We start from the raw sequence: 18,423 nt of genomic DNA, 5'->3' as shown, positions 1-18,423 counted from the left end.
TCGCAAATGACAAAGCCAAGCTCCCGTGGATGCCGGCGCGGCCCGCCGTTGCGTGCCGCTAGCCGATCTGTTCGAGTTCCTCGTGCGTCTCGAGCCATTCGGCTTCGAGCGTATCGAGGCGCGCGTTCACGTCTGCCTGACGGCGGATCGCCTCCGTCAGTTTGCTCTTCTGCTCCGGCTCGTAGCTCGCGGGATCGGCGACGAATGTATCGAGCGTCGTCTTCTCCGCGTTGAGCGCGTCCATTTCCTTTTCGATCTTCGCGATACGGCTTTGCAGCGGCTTCTTCAGATGCGCGAGCTTCTGCCGCGTTTCCGCTTCGAGGCGACGCTGCTCCTTGCGATTGACGTTGCCGTCGCCATTTGCCGCGCCGCTGGACGCCGCGTCCGACGCACCGGAAGCATTCGCCTTCAACGCCGCGCGCTGCTCGGCCGCATGCTGCAGCAGCCAGTCGCGATAGTCGTCGAGATCGCCGTCGAATTCCTGCAGACGATGCTTCGCGACCAGCATGAACTGATCGGTCGTCGCGCGCAGCAGATGGCGGTCGTGCGACACCAGAATCAGCGTGCCTTCGAATTGCGCGAGCGCCATCGTCAGCGCGTGGCGCGTTTCGAGATCGAGGTGGTTGGTCGGCTCGTCGAGCAGCAGCAGGTTCGGCTTCTGCCAGATGATCAGCGCAAGCGCGAGGCGTGCCTTCTCGCCGCCCGAGAACGGCGCGATCTTCGCGGTCGCCATGTCGCCGGAAAAGTTAAAGCTGCCGAGGAAGTCGCGCAGTTCCTGCTCGCGGGTGTCGGGTGCGAGGCGCGCGAGGTGCTGCAACGGCGTGTCGTCGGGGCGCAGCGTTTCGAGCTGATGCTGCGCAAAGTAGCCGATGCGCAAACCCTTGCCTTCGCGCACGTGGCCGGAGAGCGGTTCGAGCGTGCCCGCGAGCGTTTTGATCAGCGTCGACTTGCCCTGGCCGTTCGCACCGAGCAGGCCGATGCGCTGACCGTTCTGGATCGACAGCATCACGCGCTCGACGATCGGAATCTCGCTGCCGTCTTCGGCGTGATAACCACAGCGCACGTCTTCCATCACCATCATCGGATTCGGCGCGGAGTCGGGCGTACGGAACTCGAACGTGAACGGCGACGCAACGTGCGCGGGCGCGATCAGCTCCATCTTCTCGAGCGCCTTCACCCGGCTTTGCGCCTGACGCGCCTTGGTGGCCTGTGCCTTGAAGCGGTTGATGTAGCTCTGCAGATGCGCGACCGTGCGCTGCTGCTTTTCGTACGCGCTCTGTTGCAGCGCGATCTGCTGCGCGCGCAGCACTTCGAATTGCGAGTAGTTGCCGCCGTAGCGCTTGATCTGCTGGTTCTCGAGATGCAGCGTGACGTTGCAGACGGAATCGAGAAACTCGCGGTCGTGCGAGATCACGATCAGCGTGCCGGCATAGCGATTGAGCCAGTCTTCGAGCCAGACGATCGCGTCGAGGTCGAGGTGGTTGGTCGGTTCGTCGAGCAGCAGCAGGTCGGAGCGGCACATCAGCGCCTGCGCGAGATTCAGCCGCATGCGCCAGCCGCCCGAGAAGCTCGTGACCGGCTCACGGGTCTGGTCGAGCGTGAAGCCGAGGCCGAGCAGCAACGCTTCGGCGCGAGCCGGCGCGGTGTAGCCGTCGGCGTCGGCGAACGCGGCGTGGGCTTCGGCTTCGGCCGCGCCGTCGTGCGCCGCGGAGGCCGAAGCGATGCGCGCCTCGATGTCGCGCAGCGCGGCGTCGCCGTCGAGCGTGTAGGCGAGGGCGGTTTTGTCGACCGCGGGGGTTTCCTGCGCGACGTGGGCGATGCGCCAGGTCGGCGGGATCGAAAAATCGCCGCCGTCCGCATGCAGCTCGCCGCGCAGCACGGCGAACAGCGTCGACTTGCCCGCGCCGTTCGCCCCGACGAGGCCGGCTTTTTCACCGGGGTTCAACGTGAACGTGGTGTTGTCGAAGAGCGGCTTGGTGCCGCGCGCGAGGCTGAACTGATTGAAGCGGATCACGACGTGGCCGGCTGAAGAAAACCGCTATTTTAGACTGCCCGGCGGGTTGCCGGGCGCGCGGCGCCGATCGCCCGGCTGTTGCATCGAGCGCAGCCGCCATCGGCCATTCGGCTGACTGTATCGGCAGCGCTTTTGGCATAGACTGACGGCTTTCACGGGAGGGCACATGACATCGATCTATTCGTTTTCGGCACGCACGCTCGGCGGCGAGGAAGCGAGTCTCGCGAAGTACCAAGGCAAGGTGATGCTGATCGTCAATACCGCGAGCGAATGCGGGTTCACGCCGCAGTACGCGGGCTTGCAGAAGCTGTACGACGCCTATGCGGCGCGCGGGCTCGCGGTGCTCGGCTTTCCGTGCAATCAGTTCGGCAAGCAGGAGCCGGGCGACGCCGCGCAGATCGGCAGCTTCTGCGAGAAGAACTACGGCGTGACGTTCCCGATGTTCGACAAGATCGACGTGAACGGCCCGAACGCGCACCCGCTGTTCCGCTATCTGACGATCGAGGCGCCGGGGCTGCTCGGCCTCGAGGCGATCAAGTGGAATTTCACGAAGTTTCTGATCGGCCGCGACGGCAACGTGGTCAAGCGCTATGCGCCGCTGACGAAGCCCGAGGCGATCACCGACGATATCGAAGCGTTGCTGTAGCCGGGAGCGCTTTTACAGGATCGGCGAAAAGAGCCGCGCGACGTGCATCAGCATGCGTCGCAGCGCGTTCGCCTTGCGGTACTCGTCGCGATCGATTTCACGCGACTCGGCGAAGTCGTCGAGCAGCATCGTTTCGACTTCGAGCGCGAAGCCGCGGTCGACGGTCAGCACCATGATCTCGAAGTTCAGACGGAACGAACGGTTGTCGAGATTGGCGCTGCCGATCGCGGCCGCGCTGCTGTCGATCAGCACAACCTTCTGGTGCAGGAAACCCGGCTGATAGCGGAAGATGCGAATGCCCGCGCGCAGCGAGTCGTATGCGTATAGCTTCGACGCCGCGAACACTACGCGGTGATCGCGCCGGCTCGGAATCAGGATGCGCACGTCGACGCCGCGCAGCGCCGCGAGCCGCAGCGCGGCGAACACCGCCTCGTCGGGCACGAGGTAGGGCGTCGTGATCCAGATCCGTTCGCGCGCCGCGTTGATCGCTTCGACGAAAAACAGCGAGCAGGTCTCCTGTTTGTCGGCCGGGCCGCTCGGCAGCACGATGCAGTGCATGTTGTTCGCGGGGCGTTCGATGGTGTCGTGGGCGTCGTGCTGTTCGACGGATGGGACGGCTGATTCGGCGGGCGGCAGGTCGAACTCGGGCAACTGCTGCGTGGCCCAGTACCAGTCCTCGATAAAAACGAACTGGATGCTGGCGACCGCCGGGCCGCGCACCTCGATGTGCGTATCGCGCCACGGCGACAGCGGCGGCTTCGCGCCCAGATATTCGACGCCTACGTTGTGACCGCCAATAAACGCGCGCTCGCCGTCGACCGCCACGATCTTGCGGTGATTGCGGAAGTTCAGTTGCAGACGGTTGACGAAGCGGCGGTTCGTCGCGAACGGCTGCATCTCGATGCCGGCCGCGCGCAGTGACGCGACGTAGCGGTGCGGCAGATCGAAGCTGCCGATGCTGTCATACAGAAAGTACACGCGCACGCCTTGTTGCGCTTTCGCGATCAGCGCGTCTTTCAGCATGTCGCCGAGCGCGTCGGCGCGCACGATGAAGAACTGCACGATTACATAGCGGCGCGCGTTCTGGATCGCGTCGAAGATCGCCTCGAAAGTCGCCGTGCCGTTGATCAGTGTGCGCACGGTATTGCCGGGCAGGAACGGCATGCCGCCAAGGCGGGTCAGCGACTGCACGAGCCGCGAGCCGAGCTGCTGCGTCGGCAGCCCGGCCGACGACGCGTGCGTGTCCCACACCTGCGGATGCGCGCGTGTGCGCAGCAGCTCGTTCTCGACGCGGCGCGCGTCCGCGTAGCCGGCGAACTTGCTGCGGCCAAGGAACAGGTAGGGCACCAGCGTCAGATAAGGCATCGCGACGAGCGACACGGCCCATGCGATCGCCCCTTGCGAGGTGCGAGTATGCAGAATCGCGTGACCGGCCGCGATGATGCCGAGAATGTGGGCAAGGAGAACCAGCGGGCCGACGTGAAGCAGGTCGAATGTCATAAGCTCGCGAACAGTTGGCGAAGCGCCGTGGTTCAGGAAACGGAGGCGGGCACAGGCTCGCTTCGTGGTCTGCGGCGAACGCGTCGGGCAACGAATTCAGACTGCGGCTGCGGCGCTTGGGAAAGCGCCAAAAACGGGCTAAAAACCCGCGCTAAAAATAGCGCAAAAACTCGTACGAATAAACCGTGTGCTGCGGCGCGCGGCGCGCGCGTCACTTGCGAAATCCGCTGCAAGCGGCGCCGCGCACGTCGCGCGATCAAACGGACAGCACGCCGCACTCAGACCGGCAAGTCGCTGGCCTGAATCAGGAACACGTTGTCGTCGCCGGCGCTGGTGGACAGCCACACGAGGTCCAGACCGCCGAACGCCGCCTCGACGTGCTCGCGTTCGTTGCCGATCTCGATGACGAGCACGCCGTCTTCGGTCAGCCAGTTGCGCGCGTCGGCAATGATCCGGCGCACGATGTCCATGCCGTCCGCGCCACCCGCGAGTGCCATCTCCGGCTCGTGCTTGTATTCGGCCGGCAACTCCTGCATCGACTTCGCGTTCACGTACGGCGGGTTGCTGATGATCACGTCGTAGCGGCGCTCGGCGAGCGGCGCGTACAGATCGCCTTCGAACAGCGCGATGCGGTCGTCGAGGTGGTAGTCGAGCACGTTGCGCGTCGCGACTTCGAGCGCGGGCGCGGACAGATCGACCGCGTCGACGTCGGCGTTCGGGAACGCGTGGGCGGCGAGGATCGCGAGACAACCGGAGCCGGTGCACAGCTCGAGCACCGCGCCGACCTGCTCGGGGTCCTCGACGTACGGCTGCAGGCCGTCCTGCAGCAGCTCGCCGATGAACGAGCGCGGCACGATCACGCGCTCGTCGACGTAAAAGCGATAGCCGTGCATCCATGCTTCCTGCGTGATGTACGCGGCCGGCACGCGCTCGGCCGCGCGTCGCTCGATGACGTTCAGCACCGCCTCGATTTCGGCCGTGGTCAGGCGCGCATCGAGAAACGGCTCGAGCAGGTCGAGCGGCAGGTGCAGCGTGTGCAGGATCAGATAGGCGGCTTCGTCGTAGGCATTGGCCGAGCCGTGGCCGAAAGACAGCTTGGCCTCGCTAAAACGCGACACTGCATAACGCAGCAGGTCGCGGACGGTGCAAAAAGGAAGCGTCATCGCAAGGTTCCTGGTTATGCGATCAGTTGTTCGAGCACGCGACGATACACGTTCTTCAGCGGCTCGATATGGGCGACTTCGATATGTTCGTCGATCTTGTGGATGCTCGCGTTAAGCGGACCGAACTCGATCACCTGCTTGCAGATGCGCGCGATGAAGCGGCCGTCCGACGTGCCGCCGGTGGTCGACAGCTCAGTGTCCACGCCGGTCTCGTCCTTGATCGCTTGCGCGAGCGCGCTCGACAGCTCGCCGCGCGGGGTGAGAAACGGCAGGCCGCTCACGGTCCATTGCAGGTCGTATTCGAGGCCGTGTTTGTCGAGAATCGCGTGCACGCATTTTTGCAGGCCTTCGACGGTGCTCGCGGTCGAGAAGCGGAAGTTGAACATCACGTCCGCATGGCCGGGGATCACGTTGGTCGCGCCGGCGCCGCTGTGGATGTTCGACACCTGCCAGGTGGTCGGCGGGAAATATTCGTTGCCTTCGTCCCAGCGCTCGGCAACGAGTTCGGCGAGCGCGGGCGCGAGCAGGTGCACCGGATTCTTCGCCAGATGCGGATAAGCGATATGGCCTTGCACGCCTTTGACGATCAGCTTGCCCGACATCGACCCGCGCCGGCCGTTCTTGACCATGTCGCCGAACCGCTCGCTCGAGGTCGGCTCGCCCACGATGCAGTAGTCCATGCGCTCACCGCGCTCCTGCAATGCTTCGACGACCTTGACGGTGCCGTCGGTGGCGGGACCTTCCTCGTCGCTCGTGATCAGGAACGCGATCGAGCCGCGGTGCCGAGGGTTGGCCGCGACGAACTCCTCGCTCGCGACGACGAAGCCGGCGATCGATGCCTTCATGTCCGCCGCGCCGCGGCCGTACAGCTTGCCGTCGCGCTGGGTCGGCTCGAACGGCGCCGAGTGCCATTGTTCGAGCGGGCCGGTCGGCACCACGTCGGTGTGACCGGCGAACGCGAGCAGCTTGCCCGCGGTGCCGTCGATGCCGCGCTTGACGGCCCACAGGTTGGTCACGCCGTTGGATTGGATCGTCTCGTGCTCGAAGCCGAGCGCGGCCAGGCGCTCGATCAGGAGACGCTGGCAATGCTGGTCGTCGGGCGTCACGGACGCGCGCGCGATCAGTTGTTCGGTAAGGGCGAGGGTGCCGGACATGGATTCAGTACAAGCCACTTTGAAATGAAAAAATGCCGGCTCGCGGTGAGCCACCGCAGCCGGCAACAGCCTTTGAACGACGCGGCGCGAGGCCGCGCGTCTCACTGCCTTGTGCCTGAGTCTGGCGCTCAGGCAAACAGCGCCGCGTAGTCGTCGGCGGAAAAACCGAGCGACTTCACGCGCCCGTTCACGACCAGCACCGGCCGCTTGATCACCGACGGCTTGTGGATCATCAGCGCGATCGCGCCCGGCTGCGTATCCGCGGCCGCCTTCATGTCGTCGGACAGCGCGCGCCACGTCGTGCCGCGCCGGTTCAGCAGCGCGTCGAGCTTGACGTCCTTGAGCCAGTCCTGCACGAGCGGCTCGGTTACGCCGGCCTTCTTGAAGTCGTGAAACTCGAACTCCACGCCGTGCTCTTCGAGCCACACACGGGCCTTCTTCACGGTGTCGCAGTTCGGAATGCCGTAGACGACGGTTTTGGTGCCGCGCGCCATCAGTCGCCTCGCAGCAACTCGTTCAGGCCGACCTTCGCGCGCGTTTTGGCGTCGACCTTCTTGACGATGACCGCGCAGTACAGGCTGTGCGTGCCGTCCTTCGACGGCAGGTTGCCCGCTACCACGACCGAGCCCGCCGGAATGCGGCCGTACGTGACTTCGCCGGTTTCGCGGTCGTAAATCTTGGTGCTCTGGCCGAGGTACACGCCCATCGAGATTACCGAGTTTTCCTCGACGATCACGCCTTCGACGACTTCCGAGCGCGCGCCGACGAAGCAGTTGTCTTCGATGATGACTGGGTTCGCCTGCAGCGGCTCGAGCACGCCGCCGATGCCGACGCCGCCCGACAGGTGCACGTTCTTGCCGATCTGCGCGCACGAGCCGACGGTGGCCCACGTGTCGACCATCGTGCCTTCGTCGACGTATGCGCCGATGTTGGTGTACGACGGCATCAGCACGACGTTCTTCGCGATGAACGAGCCGCGGCGCGCGATCGCGGGCGGCACCACGCGGAAGCCGCCGGCGGCGAAGTCTTCAGCGGTGTAGTTGGCGAACTTCGACGGCACCTTGTCGTAGAACTGGCTGTAGCCGCCGGCCGGCATCGGCGCGTTGTCTTCCAGACGGAACGACAGCAGCACGGCCTTCTTCAGCCACTGGTTGACGACCCAGTCGCCGTCCTTCTTTTCGGCGACGCGCAGCGCGCCCTTATCGAGTTGCTCGATCGCGTGGGCGACGGCTTCGCGCACTTCGGCCGGCGCGGCTTTCGGCGACAGCTCGGCGCGGTTGTCCCAGGCGGTATCGATGATGCTCTGAAGTTGTTGCGACATATGCGTGATTTTCTGAAGGGTTGAAGTCTGGAGACGGGGATGCGGTGCGGCTCGGGTGCGGCTCAAGCCGCAGCGAGAGACCGGCAGAATTCGACGATCCGCTGCGCGCCTGCCGTGCATTCGTCGACATCGGCGACGAGCGCGAGGCGCACGAAATTGCGGCCGGGGTTCACGCCGTGCGCGGTGCGCGCGAGGAACGAGCCCGGCAGAACCGTCACATTATAGTCGGCGTAGAGGCGCTGGGCGAACTCGGTGTCCGTGAGGCCGGTGCGCTCGACATTGGCCCACAGGTAGAACGCGGCGTCGGGCAGGCGCACGTCGAGCACGTCGGCGAGCATCGGCGTGACGGTGGTGAACTTCTGCAGGTACTTCGCGCGGTTCTCGCGCACGTGCGTCTCGTCGCTCCACGCGACCACGCTCGCGCTCTGGTACACGGTGGAGAGCGCCGCGCCGTGGTACGTGCGATACAGCAGGAACGACTTCAGAATCGACGCGTCGCCGGCGACGAAGCCCGAGCGCATGCCCGGCACGTTCGAGCGCTTCGACAGGCTCGACAGCATCACGAGGCGCTCGAAGCCGCGGCCGAGCTGGTGGGCCGCTTCGAGACCGCCGAGCGGCGGCTTCGACTCGTCGAAATAGATTTCCGAATAGCACTCGTCCGACGCGATCACGAAGCCGTAGCGGTCCGACAGCGCGAACAGTTCGCGCCAGTCGTCGAGCGTGAGCACGGCGCCGGTCGGGTTGCCCGGCGAGCAGACGTACAGCAGTTGCGTGCGCGCCCAGACGTCGGCGGGCACCGCCGAGTAGTCGCACGCGAAGTTGCGCGCCGGGTCGCTGTTGACGAAGTACGGCTGGGCGCCGCCGAGCAGCGCCGCGCCTTCGTAGATTTGGTAGAACGGGTTCGGACAGAGTACGATCGCAGGCTCTCCGTCGGCATCCCGGCGCGGGTTCAGCACCGTCTGCGCGAGCGCGAACAGCGCCTCGCGCGAACCGGACACCGGCAGCACCTCGGTCAGCGGATCGAGCGGCGGCAGGTTGTAGCGTTGCGTGACCCACTTCGCGATCGACTCACGCAGCGGCGCCGAGCCGAGCGTGGCCGGATAGGCGGCGAGGCCGCCGAGCGAAGCGATGACGGCGTCGCGGATCAGCGGCGGCGTCGGATGTTTCGGCTCGCCGATGCCGAAGCTGATATGCGCGAGGCCGGCCGGCGGCGTGACGTCCTTGAAAAGCAGGCGCAGCTTTTCGAACGGATAGGGCTGAAGGGAGTCGAGTAGCGGATTCACGGAACGAGTTGGCCTGATCGGAATGGACGCGGATGAAAGTCGGGACGACCGGGCACGCGCGCCGGCGGGCGTCGGTGCATCGAACATGAATCGGCGTCCCTGCATCGGCGTCCCTGCGCGCGATGGACTGGCCGGCGGCGAGCCAGCCACCAGCGGCGGCGAACGGACGATTATAGCGTGGCGCGCCCGCGGGCCAAGCGGGAGGTTGCCGCGCGGCGCGGCAGCAATCCGCGAGGCGGCGCACCGGCGCGCCGCGGCGGGAACGGCGCGAATCCCCTACGGTTCGCGTAAAAGAATTTGCAGGAGCAGCAATGTACGCAGCAGAGCAGCAGACACCCGGCTGGACCCTCATCCGACCCGCCCACGGCGCCCGTCGGAGTCCGGCCCCATGACCAACTGGCTTCGCAACGGCTGGCCGACGCTCGCGATCATGCTGGGCGCGTCGGTGTGGGGGATGGTCTGGTACCCGCTGCGCATGCTCGCCGCGCTCGGCGTGACCGGCACCGCAGCGAGCGCGCTGACGAGCGGCACCGGCTGCCTGTTCGTGCTGCTCGTGCGGCATCGCGCGCTGAAGACCGTGCGATGGCACTGGCTGCTGCCGGCGCTCGCGCTGGCCGCGGGCGTCACGAATCTCGGCTTCGTGTGGGGCGCGATCCACGGCCAGGTGATGCGCGTGCTGCTGCTGTTCTATCTGACGCCCGCGTGGACCGCGCTGTTCGCACATTTCATCCTGCATGAGAGGCTCACGTGGTCGGGCGCGGCGCTGGCCGCGCTGTCGCTCGCGGGCGCGATGACGATGCTGTGGTCGCCGCGGCTCGGCATTCCGGTGCCCGGCAATCCCGCCGAATGGGCCGGGCTCGCCGGCGGCATGGGCTTCGCGATGAGCAATGTGCTGATCCTGAAGACGAGCCGCGTGCTGCCGGACATGAAGCCCGAAATGCGCACCGCGGTGGTCTTCGGCGGCGCGGCGCTGTTCGGCGCGCTCGCGTCGCTCATCGAGCCGATGCCCGCGCCGCCCACCGGCGCGCATCTGGATACCGCGGCGCTGCTGGTGCTCGGTCTCGGTCTGCTGCTCGCGTCGAACAATATGCTGGTGCAGTACGGGCTCTCGCGCGTGCCGGCCAATCGCGCTTCGATCATCATGCTGTTCGAGCTGGTCGTGACGGCGCTGTCGGCGTGGCTGTTCGCCGGCGAAGTACCGGGGCCGCGCGAATGGGCCGGCGGCGCGTGCATCGTGCTCGCATCGGCGTTATCGAGCTGGGTGCATCGGACGAGGACGGCGCCCCCCGATCCGGCCATCGGCGACACGGACGGGCCGAGCGGCGACGATGGACGCGGTGGCCCGTGCGGTGAGCAACGCGGTGACGAACGCGGCCGTGACGGCGACAGCGACGACCACCGAAAGGGCGGTAAGAATCGTCCACGCGCGATGGTATGATTCCCCCTCATTAGCCGGCGCATGCGCACCTGTGCCTCCGATGTGCATGGGCGCATGCAGCCGGCAACCAAATTGCGAAGGCTCGCGAGGTTGCGTGGGGCCGTCCCGCCGCGGCGGTGAACGACTGGCGCAACCTCGCGAGCCACCTATCACACACTCTTTTCAAACAGCGAAATCGCCGTGCGGCTCACCTCGATCAAACTCGCTGGCTTCAAATCCTTCGTCGATCCCACGCATTTCCAGGTCCCAGGCCAGCTGGTTGGCGTGGTTGGTCCGAACGGGTGCGGCAAATCCAACATCATCGACGCCGTGCGCTGGGTGCTCGGCGAATCGCGCGCCTCTGAATTGCGCGGCGAGTCGATGCAGGACGTGATCTTCAACGGCTCGACCGCCCGCAAGCCCGGCAGCCGCGCGAGCGTCGAACTCGTGTTCGACAACGCGGACGGCCGCGCCGCCGGCCAGTGGGGCCAATATGCGGAGATCGCCGTGAAGCGCGTGCTGACGCGCGACGGCACCTCGAGCTACTACATCAACAATCTGCCGGCGCGCCGCCGCGACATCCAGGACATCTTCCTCGGCACCGGCCTGGGTCCGCGCGCGTACGCGATCATCGGGCAGGGCATGATCGCGCGGCTGATCGAGGCGAAGCCCGAAGAGCTGCGCGTGTTCCTCGAAGAAGCCGCCGGCGTGTCGAAGTACAAGGAACGCCGCCGCGAGACCGAGAACCGTCTGCACGACACGCGCGAGAACCTGACGCGCGTCGAGGACATCATCCGCGAGCTCGGCACGAACCTCGAGAAGCTGGAGGGGCAGGCGGTTGTCGCGACGCGTTATCGCGAGCTGCAAAGCGATGGCGAGGAAAAGCAGCGTCTCTTGTGGCTATTGCGCAAGAACGAGGCGGCTGGCGAGCAGCAGCGTCAGCAACGCGCGATCGAACAGGCGCAGATCGACCTCGAGGCGCAAACCGCGAAGCTGCGCGAAGTCGAGGCGGAACTCGAAACGCTGCGCGTCGCGCATTACTCGGCGAGCGACGCGATGCAGGGCGCTCAGGGCGCGCTGTACGAGGCGAACGCGGAAGTGAGCCGGCTGGAAGCCGAGATCCGCTTCATCGTCGAATCGCGCAACCGCGTGCAGGCGCAGATCGCCGCGCTGACCGCGCAGCGCGAACAGTGGCAATCGCAGGCTGACAAGGCGCAGGACGATATCGCCGACGCCGAAGAACAACTGGCCGTCGCCGAAGAAAAAGCCGTGCTGGCCGAAGAGAACGCCGCCGCCAAGCACGACGCGCTGCCCGCGCTCGAAGCGCGCTGGCGCGACGCGCAGGCGGAGCTGAACACCGAGCGCGCCGGCATCGCGCAGACCGAGCAGGCGCTGAAGCTCGAAGCCGCGCATCAGCGCAATGCCGATCAGCAATTGCAGCAACTGCAGCAGCGCCAGGAGCGGCTGAAATCGGAAGAGGGCGGCCTCGACGCGCCCGACGAAGCGCAGCTCGAGGAGTTGCGCATGCAGCTCGCCGAGCACGAGGAAATCCTGCACGACGCGCAGGGACGCCTCGCCGACGCGCAGGAAACACTGCCGCGGCTCGACGGCGAACGGCGCGCCGCGCAGGAGCGCGTGCAGGCCGAAAGCGCGCAGATTCATCAGCTCGATGCGCGCCTCGCCGCGCTCAAGCAGCTGCAGGAAAACGTGCAGACCGAAGGCAAGATCCAGCCGTGGCTCGACAAGCACGAATTGGGCAGCCTGCCGCGTCTATGGAAGAAGCTGCATGTCGAGGCCGGTTGGGAAACCGCGCTCGAAGCGGTGCTGCGCGAGCGCCTCGCCGCGCTCGAAGTGTCGAATCTCGACTGGGTCAAGGCGTTCGCAACCGACGCGCCCCCCGCCAAGCTCGCGTTCTACGCACCGCCCGCGGCCGCTCAGCCGGCCCCGTCCGCCGGCGCGCTGCGCTCGCTTTTGTCGCTCGTGCGCATCGAGGACGCGGGTATCCGCGCGGTGCTGACCGACTGGCTCGGCCTTGCGTTCGTCGCCGACGATCTGCAGCAGGCGCTTTCGATGCGCGCGCAGCTGCCCGAGGGCGGCGCATTCGTGGTGAAGGCGGGGCACGTGGTCACGCGCGTCGGCGTGCAACTGTACGCGGCCGATTCCGAACAGGCCGGCATGCTCGCCCGTCAGCAGGAAATCGAAAATCTCGGCCGCCAGGTGCGTGCGCAGGCGCTGCTCGCCGACGAGGCGAAGGCCGCCGCGATCCGCGCCGAAGCCGCGCACACGCAAGCCGCGCAGGCGCTCGCCGAAATGCGTCAGCAAGCCGAACGCGCGACGCAGCGGGTCCACGCGTTGCAGATGGACGTGCTGAAGCTCACCCAGGCGCACGAGCGCTACACACAGCGCAGCACGCAGATTCGCGAGGAACTCGAAGAGATCGCCGCCCAGGTCGACGAGCAGCGTGCGCTGCGCGCGGAATCGGAAGCGAACTTCGAGCGTCACGACGGCGAGCTTGCCGAACTGCAGGCGCGCTTCGAAGACCATCAGCTCGCCTTCGAAGCACTCGACGAAGAACTGACGACCGCCCGCGGCGAAGCACGCGACCTCGACCGCGCCGCCACCGACGCGCGCTTTGCCGCGCGCAACATGGCGAACCGCATCGACGAATTGAAGCGCAGCATTCAGGTCGCGCACGAGCAGAGCGAGCGCGTTGCGGGCTCGCTCGAAGACGCGCGCGCCGAGCTCGAAACGATCAACGAGCAGACCGCGCACACCGGTCTGCAGGACGCGCTCGATATCCGCGCCGTCAAGGAAGAGGCGCTGCGCGCCGCGCGCGTCGAGCTCGACGACCTGACCGCGAAGCTGCGCTCGGCCGACGAAACGCGCCTCACCGCCGAGCGCGCGCTGCAGCCGCTGCGCGACCGCATTAACGAATTGCAGTTGAAGGAGCAGGCCGCGCGCATCAACGGCGAGCAGTTCGTTGAGCAATTGACCGCGGCCGGGGTCGATGAAGCCGAGCTGCAAGCGAAGCTGACGCCGGACATGAAGCCGTCGTACCTGCAGGGCGAAGTCACGCGCATCAACAACGCGATCATCGCGCTCGGGCCGGTCAACATGGCCGCGCTCGACGAGCTGAAGGCCGCGACCGAGCGCAAGAGCTTCCTCGATTCGCAGTCGGCCGACCTGACGAGCGCGATCGAAACGCTCGAAGACGCGATCCGCAAGATCGACGCCGAAACGCGCACGCTGCTGCAAAGCACGTTCGATGAAGTGAACCGTCATTTCGGCGAACTGTTCCCGCGTCTCTTCGGTGGCGGCCAGGCGAAGCTGATCATGACCGGCGACGAAATCCTCGACGCCGGCGTGCAGGTGATGGCGCAGCCGCCGGGCAAGAAGAATTCGACGATTCACCTGCTGTCGGGCGGCGAGAAAGCGCTGACGGCGACCGCGCTCGTGTTCGCGATGTTCCAGCTGAATCCGGCGCCATTCTGTCTGCTCGACGAGGTGGACGCGCCACTCGACGACGCCAACACGGAACGCTTCGCGAATCTGGTCCGGGCGATGTCGGACAAAACCCAGTTCCTGTTCATCTCGCACAACAAGATCGCGATGGAGATGGCGCAGCAGCTGATCGGCGTGACGATGCAGGAGCAGGGCGTCTCGCGGATCGTTGCGGTCGACATGGAAACGGCGGCGGGTTTCGCCCAGAATATCGTTTGAGTTAACGCCTTCGCGGGCATCCGCATCCAGCGCAGCGGCCTCGAAGAGAGCCGCGCGGTACGTGGAGCGGACGACAGGCCCGCGTGGATAGAAGAATTGCTGATGGAGCATGCATGGACGAGTTGACACTCGGTTTGATCGGCGCGGGTGCCGTGGTGGTGGGGGGCGTGGTCGTGTACAACGCGTGGCAGGGCGCGAAGGTGCGTCGCAAGATGCCGCGGCCGATGCCGGCCGACACCGCCGAGAGCTTTGCGCGGGACGAGCATGAGGAGCAGAGCCCGTTCATCGAGCCGGCCCGGCCGACCACGCGGCGCGAGCCCACCGTGAGCGCCGAGGCGACCGCGCACCCGAGCGCCGCGCGCGTCGAGCCGACGTTCGGCGCGGGCGCGGCGCCGCTCGATACACCGGCTGATATCCAGGCCGAGATGACGTCGCCGAACGGTTATCCGTTGGCGGATTCCGATACCGGCGGCGAAGGCGAGCATGCGGCGGCTTCGGACGCCGACGTGGAGCGACCCGCGGCCGAGGCGCCCGCGGCCCAGCCGGCGCCCGCCGAGCACGAGCGGGTCGAACCGATCCTGCCGGCCGCCACGACGATCTCGTCGGCGCCACCGGCCATCGTCGACCGGCGCATCGACTGTATCGTGCCGATCCGGCTGAACGGACCCGTGGCCGGCGACAAGGTGCTGCCGCTCGCGCAGCGCTTGCGTCGCGCGGGCAGCAAGCCCGTGCATATCGAAGGCAAGCCCGAAGGCGGCGGCGCATGGGAGCTGCTGCAGAACGGCACGCGCTACGAAGAACTGCGCGCGGCCGCGCAGCTCGCAAATCGCAGCGGCGCGCTCAACGAGCTGGAATTTTCCGAGTTCGTGACCGGCGTGCAGCAGTTCGCCGACGCGCTCGACGCCGCGCCGGAATTCCCCGACATGCTAGAAACCGTCGCGATGGCGCGCGAGCTCGATGGCTTTGCCGCCCAGTGCGACGCGCAGCTGTCGATCAACGTGCTGTCGGACGGCGCACCGTGGTCGGCCAACTACGTGCAGGCGGTCGCGTCGCAGGACGGTCTGCTGCTGTCGCGTGATGGCACGCGCTTCGTCAAGCTCGACTCGCGGCAAAACCCGGTATTCATGCTGCAGTTCGGCGACACCAACTTCCTGCGCGACGACCTTACGTATAAAGGCGGCGAGATGATCACGCTGGTGCTCGACGTCCCGGTCGCCGACGAAGACATTCTGCCGTTCCGTCTGATGTGCGATTACGCGAAGTCGCTGGCCGAGCGTATCGGCGGACGCGTGGTCGACGACGGCCGCCGGCCGTTGCCCGAAAGCGCGCTGCTCGCGATCGAAAAACAGTTGATGACGCTGTACGCGAAGCTCGAACAGGCGGGCATTCCGGCGGGTTCGCCGGCCACGCGGCGCCTGTTCAGCCAGTAAGTCCATTTCAGCGTTCTACGCGTTTTGACGACGGCCGCACGATGTGCGGCCGTCGTCGTTTCAGGCTTGCATTGCAGCATGGCTCGCGCGGTATTCACCGATGTAAAGGGGCACGCTTCCTGCGATAATCCGATGTCCGACTTTCATTATCGAGAAGCTTCCGACAGCATGGCCCGATCCTCCGTCCCTTCTTCCGCAACCAGCACTCCGGCCGAACGGGCCGCGTGGTTGCGCGCGGAACTCGAACGCGCGAACTACGCGTACTACGTGCTCGATCAGCCGGAGCTGCCGGATGCCGAGTACGACAAGCTGTTCAAGGAGCTGGAGCGCATCGAGGCCGAGCATCCGGATCTGATCGTGCCCGATTCGCCGACGCAGCGCGTCGGCGGTGAGGCCGCGAGCGGTTTCGAGCCGGTCGTGCACGATCAGCCGATGCTGTCGCTGAACAACGGTTTCGCCGACGAAGACATCGTCGCGTTCGACAAGCGCATCGGCGACGCGCTCGGCAACAACGCGAGCGAGCCGCCGGTCCCCGTCGACTACGCGACCGAGCTGAAATTCGACGGTCTCGCGATCTCGCTGCGCTACGTCGACGGCGTGTTCGTGCAGGCGTCCACGCGCGGCGACGGCACGACTGGCGAGAACGTCACCGAAAACGTCCGCACGATCCGCTCGATTCCGCTGAAGCTGAAGGGCAAGCGCGTGCCGCACGTGCTCGACGTGCGCGGCGAAGTGTTGATGTTCAAGCGCGACTTCGAGCGCCTGAACGAACGCCAGCGCGCCGCCGGGCAACGCGAATTCGCGAACCCGCGCAACGCGGCGGCGGGCAGCTTGCGCCAGCTCGATTCGAAGATCACCGCGCAGCGGCCGCTGTCGTTTTTCGCGTATGGAATCGGCGTGCTCGACGGCATCGAGATGCCGGCCACGCATAGCGAACTGCTCGACTGGTACAAGGAAATGGGCTTGCCGGTCAATGGCGAGCGCGCGGTCGTGCAGGGCGCCGAAGGCCTGCTCGGCTTCTTCCACGCGGTCGGCGAGAAGCGCGACAGGCTGCCGTACGACATCGACGGCGTCGTCTACAAGGTCAACCGGCGCGACGAGCAGGACAGGCTCGGCTTCGTGTCGCGCGCGCCGCGCTTCGCGCTCGCGCACAAATTCCCCGCACAGGAAGCGCTGACGAAGCTCGTCGCGATCGACGTGCAGGTCGGCCGCACCGGCGCGATCACGCCGGTCGCGCGGCTGGAGCCGGTGTTCGTCGGCGGCGCGACGGTCACGAACGCGACCTTGCACAACGAAGACGAGGTGCGCCGCAAGGACATCCGCATCGGCGACACGGTGATCGTGCGGCGCGCCGGCGACGTGATTCCGGAGGTGGTCAGCGCGCTGCTCGAGCGTCGTCCGGCCGACGCTCGCGAGTTCGTGATGCCGACGCAGTGCCCGGTGTGCGGCTCGGCGATCGAGCGGCTGCCCGACGAGGCGATTGCCCGCTGCACGGGCGGGCTCTTCTGTCCGGCGCAGCGCAAGCAGGCACTGTGGCACTTCGCGCAGCGTCGCGCGCTCGATATCGACGGCCTCGGCGAGAAGATCATCGATCAGCTGGTCGAGCAGAACCTGGTCCGCACGCCGGCCGATCTGTTCAATCTCGGCTTCGCGACGCTCGCGGAGCTCGACCGCTTCGCCGATAAATCGGCGCAGAACCTGCTCGACTCGCTCGAAAAAGCCAAGCACACGACGCTCGCGCGCTTTATCTACGCGCTGGGGATTCGCCATGTCGGCGAATCGACCGCGAAGGATCTTGCGAAGCACTTCGGCTCGCTCGATCCGATCATGGATGCGTCGCTGGAAGCGCTGCTCGAAGTCAACGATGTGGGGCCGGTCGTCGCCGAATCGATCCACCAGTTCTTCGCCGAGGACCACAACCGCACGGTGATCGAGCAGCTGCGCGCGCCGGGCAGAGTCACATGGCCCGAGGGGCCGCCCGCGCCGAAGGCGCCGCAGGGCGTGCTGGCCGGCCAGACGGTCGTGTTGACCGGCACGCTGCCGAACCTGTCGCGCGAGGACGCGAAGGAAATGCTCGAAGCGGCCGGCGCGAAGGTGGCGGGGTCCGTTTCGAAGAAAACCAGTTACGTGGTGGCGGGCGCCGACGCGGGCAGCAAACTCGCGAAGGCCGAGGAACTCGGCATCCCCGTACTCGACGAAGATGGTATGCGCAAGCTCCTGGAGGGGCACTGATGATTCACGACATTCTGAAGATGGGCGACCCGCGCCTGCTGCGAATCGCCGAGCCGGTCGATCACTTCGACACGCCCGAGCTGCACCGGCTCGTGGAAGACATGTTCGAGACCATGCACGCGGCGAATGGCGCGGGTCTTGCGGCACCGCAGATCGGCGTTGATCTGCAGGTGGTGATTTTCGGCTTCGGTTCGAACGAGCGCTATCCAGACGCGCCTCCGGTGCCGGAGACGGTGCTGATCAATCCGACCATTACGCCGGTGTCGCAGGACATGGAAGAGAGCTGGGAAGGCTGCCTGTCGGTGCCGGGACTGCGCGGCGTGGTGAGCCGGTTTTCGATGATCCGCTATCACGGCTTCGATCAGTTCGGCAATCCGATCGACCGGGTCGCCGAGGGCTTTCATGCACGGGTCGTGCAGCACGAATGCGATCATCTGATCGGCAAGCTGTATCCAATGCGGATTACCGATTTCTCGAAATTCGGCTTTACCGAGGTCCTGTTCCCCGATCTCGATCCGAATAGCGACGACTGACACGGCTGCC

At 66.3% G+C, this 18,423-nt stretch carries 13 protein-coding genes; 6 read left to right on the top strand and 7 right to left on the bottom strand.

Annotated elements, in window-relative coordinates:
- Positions 1 to 58: 58 nt before the first annotated feature.
- Positions 59 to 2,014, bottom strand: coding sequence for an ATP-binding cassette domain-containing protein (locus AB3X95_RS35425; protein WP_368623695.1), 1,956 nt, complete (start codon positions 2,012 to 2,014; stop codon positions 59 to 61).
- Positions 2,015 to 2,180: 166 nt separating this feature from the next.
- On the opposite strand from AB3X95_RS35425, the gene AB3X95_RS35420 reads away from it, so the two are divergent.
- On the top strand, positions 2,181 to 2,660 hold the full coding sequence (locus tag AB3X95_RS35420; protein WP_176368946.1) for a glutathione peroxidase: 480 nt from the start codon (positions 2,181 to 2,183) through the stop codon (positions 2,658 to 2,660).
- Between the two features lie 12 nt (positions 2,661 to 2,672).
- On the opposite strand, the gene cls is transcribed toward AB3X95_RS35420, so the two are convergent.
- From cls to dapC, 6 genes are all read right to left on the bottom strand, one after another.
- Complete coding sequence (gene cls / locus AB3X95_RS35415; RefSeq protein ID WP_368623694.1) at positions 2,673 to 4,160, bottom strand: cardiolipin synthase; 1,488 nt, start codon at positions 4,158 to 4,160, stop codon at positions 2,673 to 2,675.
- Between the two features lie 278 nt (positions 4,161 to 4,438).
- Positions 4,439 to 5,323 (bottom strand): 50S ribosomal protein L3 N(5)-glutamine methyltransferase, encoded by an 885-nt coding sequence (gene prmB, locus AB3X95_RS35410; protein WP_176124959.1) that lies wholly within the window; start codon positions 5,321 to 5,323, stop codon positions 4,439 to 4,441.
- Positions 5,324 to 5,337: 14 nt separating this feature from the next.
- Complete coding sequence (gene dapE / locus AB3X95_RS35405; RefSeq protein ID WP_368623693.1) at positions 5,338 to 6,477, bottom strand: succinyl-diaminopimelate desuccinylase; 1,140 nt, start codon at positions 6,475 to 6,477, stop codon at positions 5,338 to 5,340.
- A gap of 128 nt (positions 6,478 to 6,605) precedes the next feature.
- Positions 6,606 to 6,971 carry an ArsC family reductase gene (locus AB3X95_RS35400; RefSeq protein WP_184228367.1) on the bottom strand — a complete coding sequence of 122 codons (366 nt, stop codon included), beginning with the start codon at positions 6,969 to 6,971 and terminating at the stop codon, positions 6,606 to 6,608.
- Positions 6,971 to 7,798, bottom strand: coding sequence for a 2,3,4,5-tetrahydropyridine-2,6-dicarboxylate N-succinyltransferase (gene dapD / locus AB3X95_RS35395; RefSeq protein WP_368623692.1), 828 nt, complete (start codon positions 7,796 to 7,798; stop codon positions 6,971 to 6,973). The genes AB3X95_RS35400 and dapD overlap by 1 nt, the downstream gene beginning before the upstream one ends.
- 62 nt (positions 7,799 to 7,860) lie before the next feature.
- Positions 7,861 to 9,081, bottom strand: coding sequence for a succinyldiaminopimelate transaminase (dapC, locus tag AB3X95_RS35390; RefSeq protein WP_176108278.1), 1,221 nt, complete (start codon positions 9,079 to 9,081; stop codon positions 7,861 to 7,863).
- A 388-nt stretch (positions 9,082 to 9,469) separates the two neighbouring features.
- Between dapC and AB3X95_RS35385 the strand changes: the two genes are divergently transcribed.
- From AB3X95_RS35385 to def, 5 genes are all read left to right on the top strand, one after another.
- On the top strand, positions 9,470 to 10,519 hold the full coding sequence (locus tag AB3X95_RS35385; protein WP_368623691.1) for a DMT family transporter: 1,050 nt from the start codon (positions 9,470 to 9,472) through the stop codon (positions 10,517 to 10,519).
- A gap of 180 nt (positions 10,520 to 10,699) precedes the next feature.
- Positions 10,700 to 14,218 (top strand): chromosome segregation protein SMC, encoded by a 3,519-nt coding sequence (gene smc / locus AB3X95_RS35380; protein WP_368623690.1) that lies wholly within the window; start codon positions 10,700 to 10,702, stop codon positions 14,216 to 14,218.
- A 113-nt stretch (positions 14,219 to 14,331) separates the two neighbouring features.
- The gene (locus AB3X95_RS35375; RefSeq protein WP_176368950.1) at positions 14,332 to 15,648 is read left to right on the top strand and encodes a cell division protein ZipA C-terminal FtsZ-binding domain-containing protein; all 1,317 of its coding nucleotides are present in this window, start codon (positions 14,332 to 14,334) and stop codon (positions 15,646 to 15,648) included.
- 168 nt (positions 15,649 to 15,816) lie between these two features.
- Positions 15,817 to 17,880 (top strand): NAD-dependent DNA ligase LigA, encoded by a 2,064-nt coding sequence (ligA, locus tag AB3X95_RS35370; RefSeq protein ID WP_368623689.1) that lies wholly within the window; start codon positions 15,817 to 15,819, stop codon positions 17,878 to 17,880.
- The gene (gene def, locus AB3X95_RS35365; protein ID WP_176108283.1) at positions 17,880 to 18,413 is read left to right on the top strand and encodes a peptide deformylase; all 534 of its coding nucleotides are present in this window, start codon (positions 17,880 to 17,882) and stop codon (positions 18,411 to 18,413) included. The genes ligA and def overlap by 1 nt, the downstream gene beginning before the upstream one ends.
- Positions 18,414 to 18,423 lie beyond the last annotated feature (10 nt).

This window comes from Paraburkholderia sp. BR13444 (assembly GCF_040948755.1).
GTDB classification, from domain to species: domain Bacteria; phylum Pseudomonadota; class Gammaproteobacteria; order Burkholderiales; family Burkholderiaceae; genus Paraburkholderia; species Paraburkholderia youngii.
The sequence above is the reverse complement of the archived record's forward strand: the minus strand, read 5'-3'. Positions and strand labels throughout refer to the sequence as shown.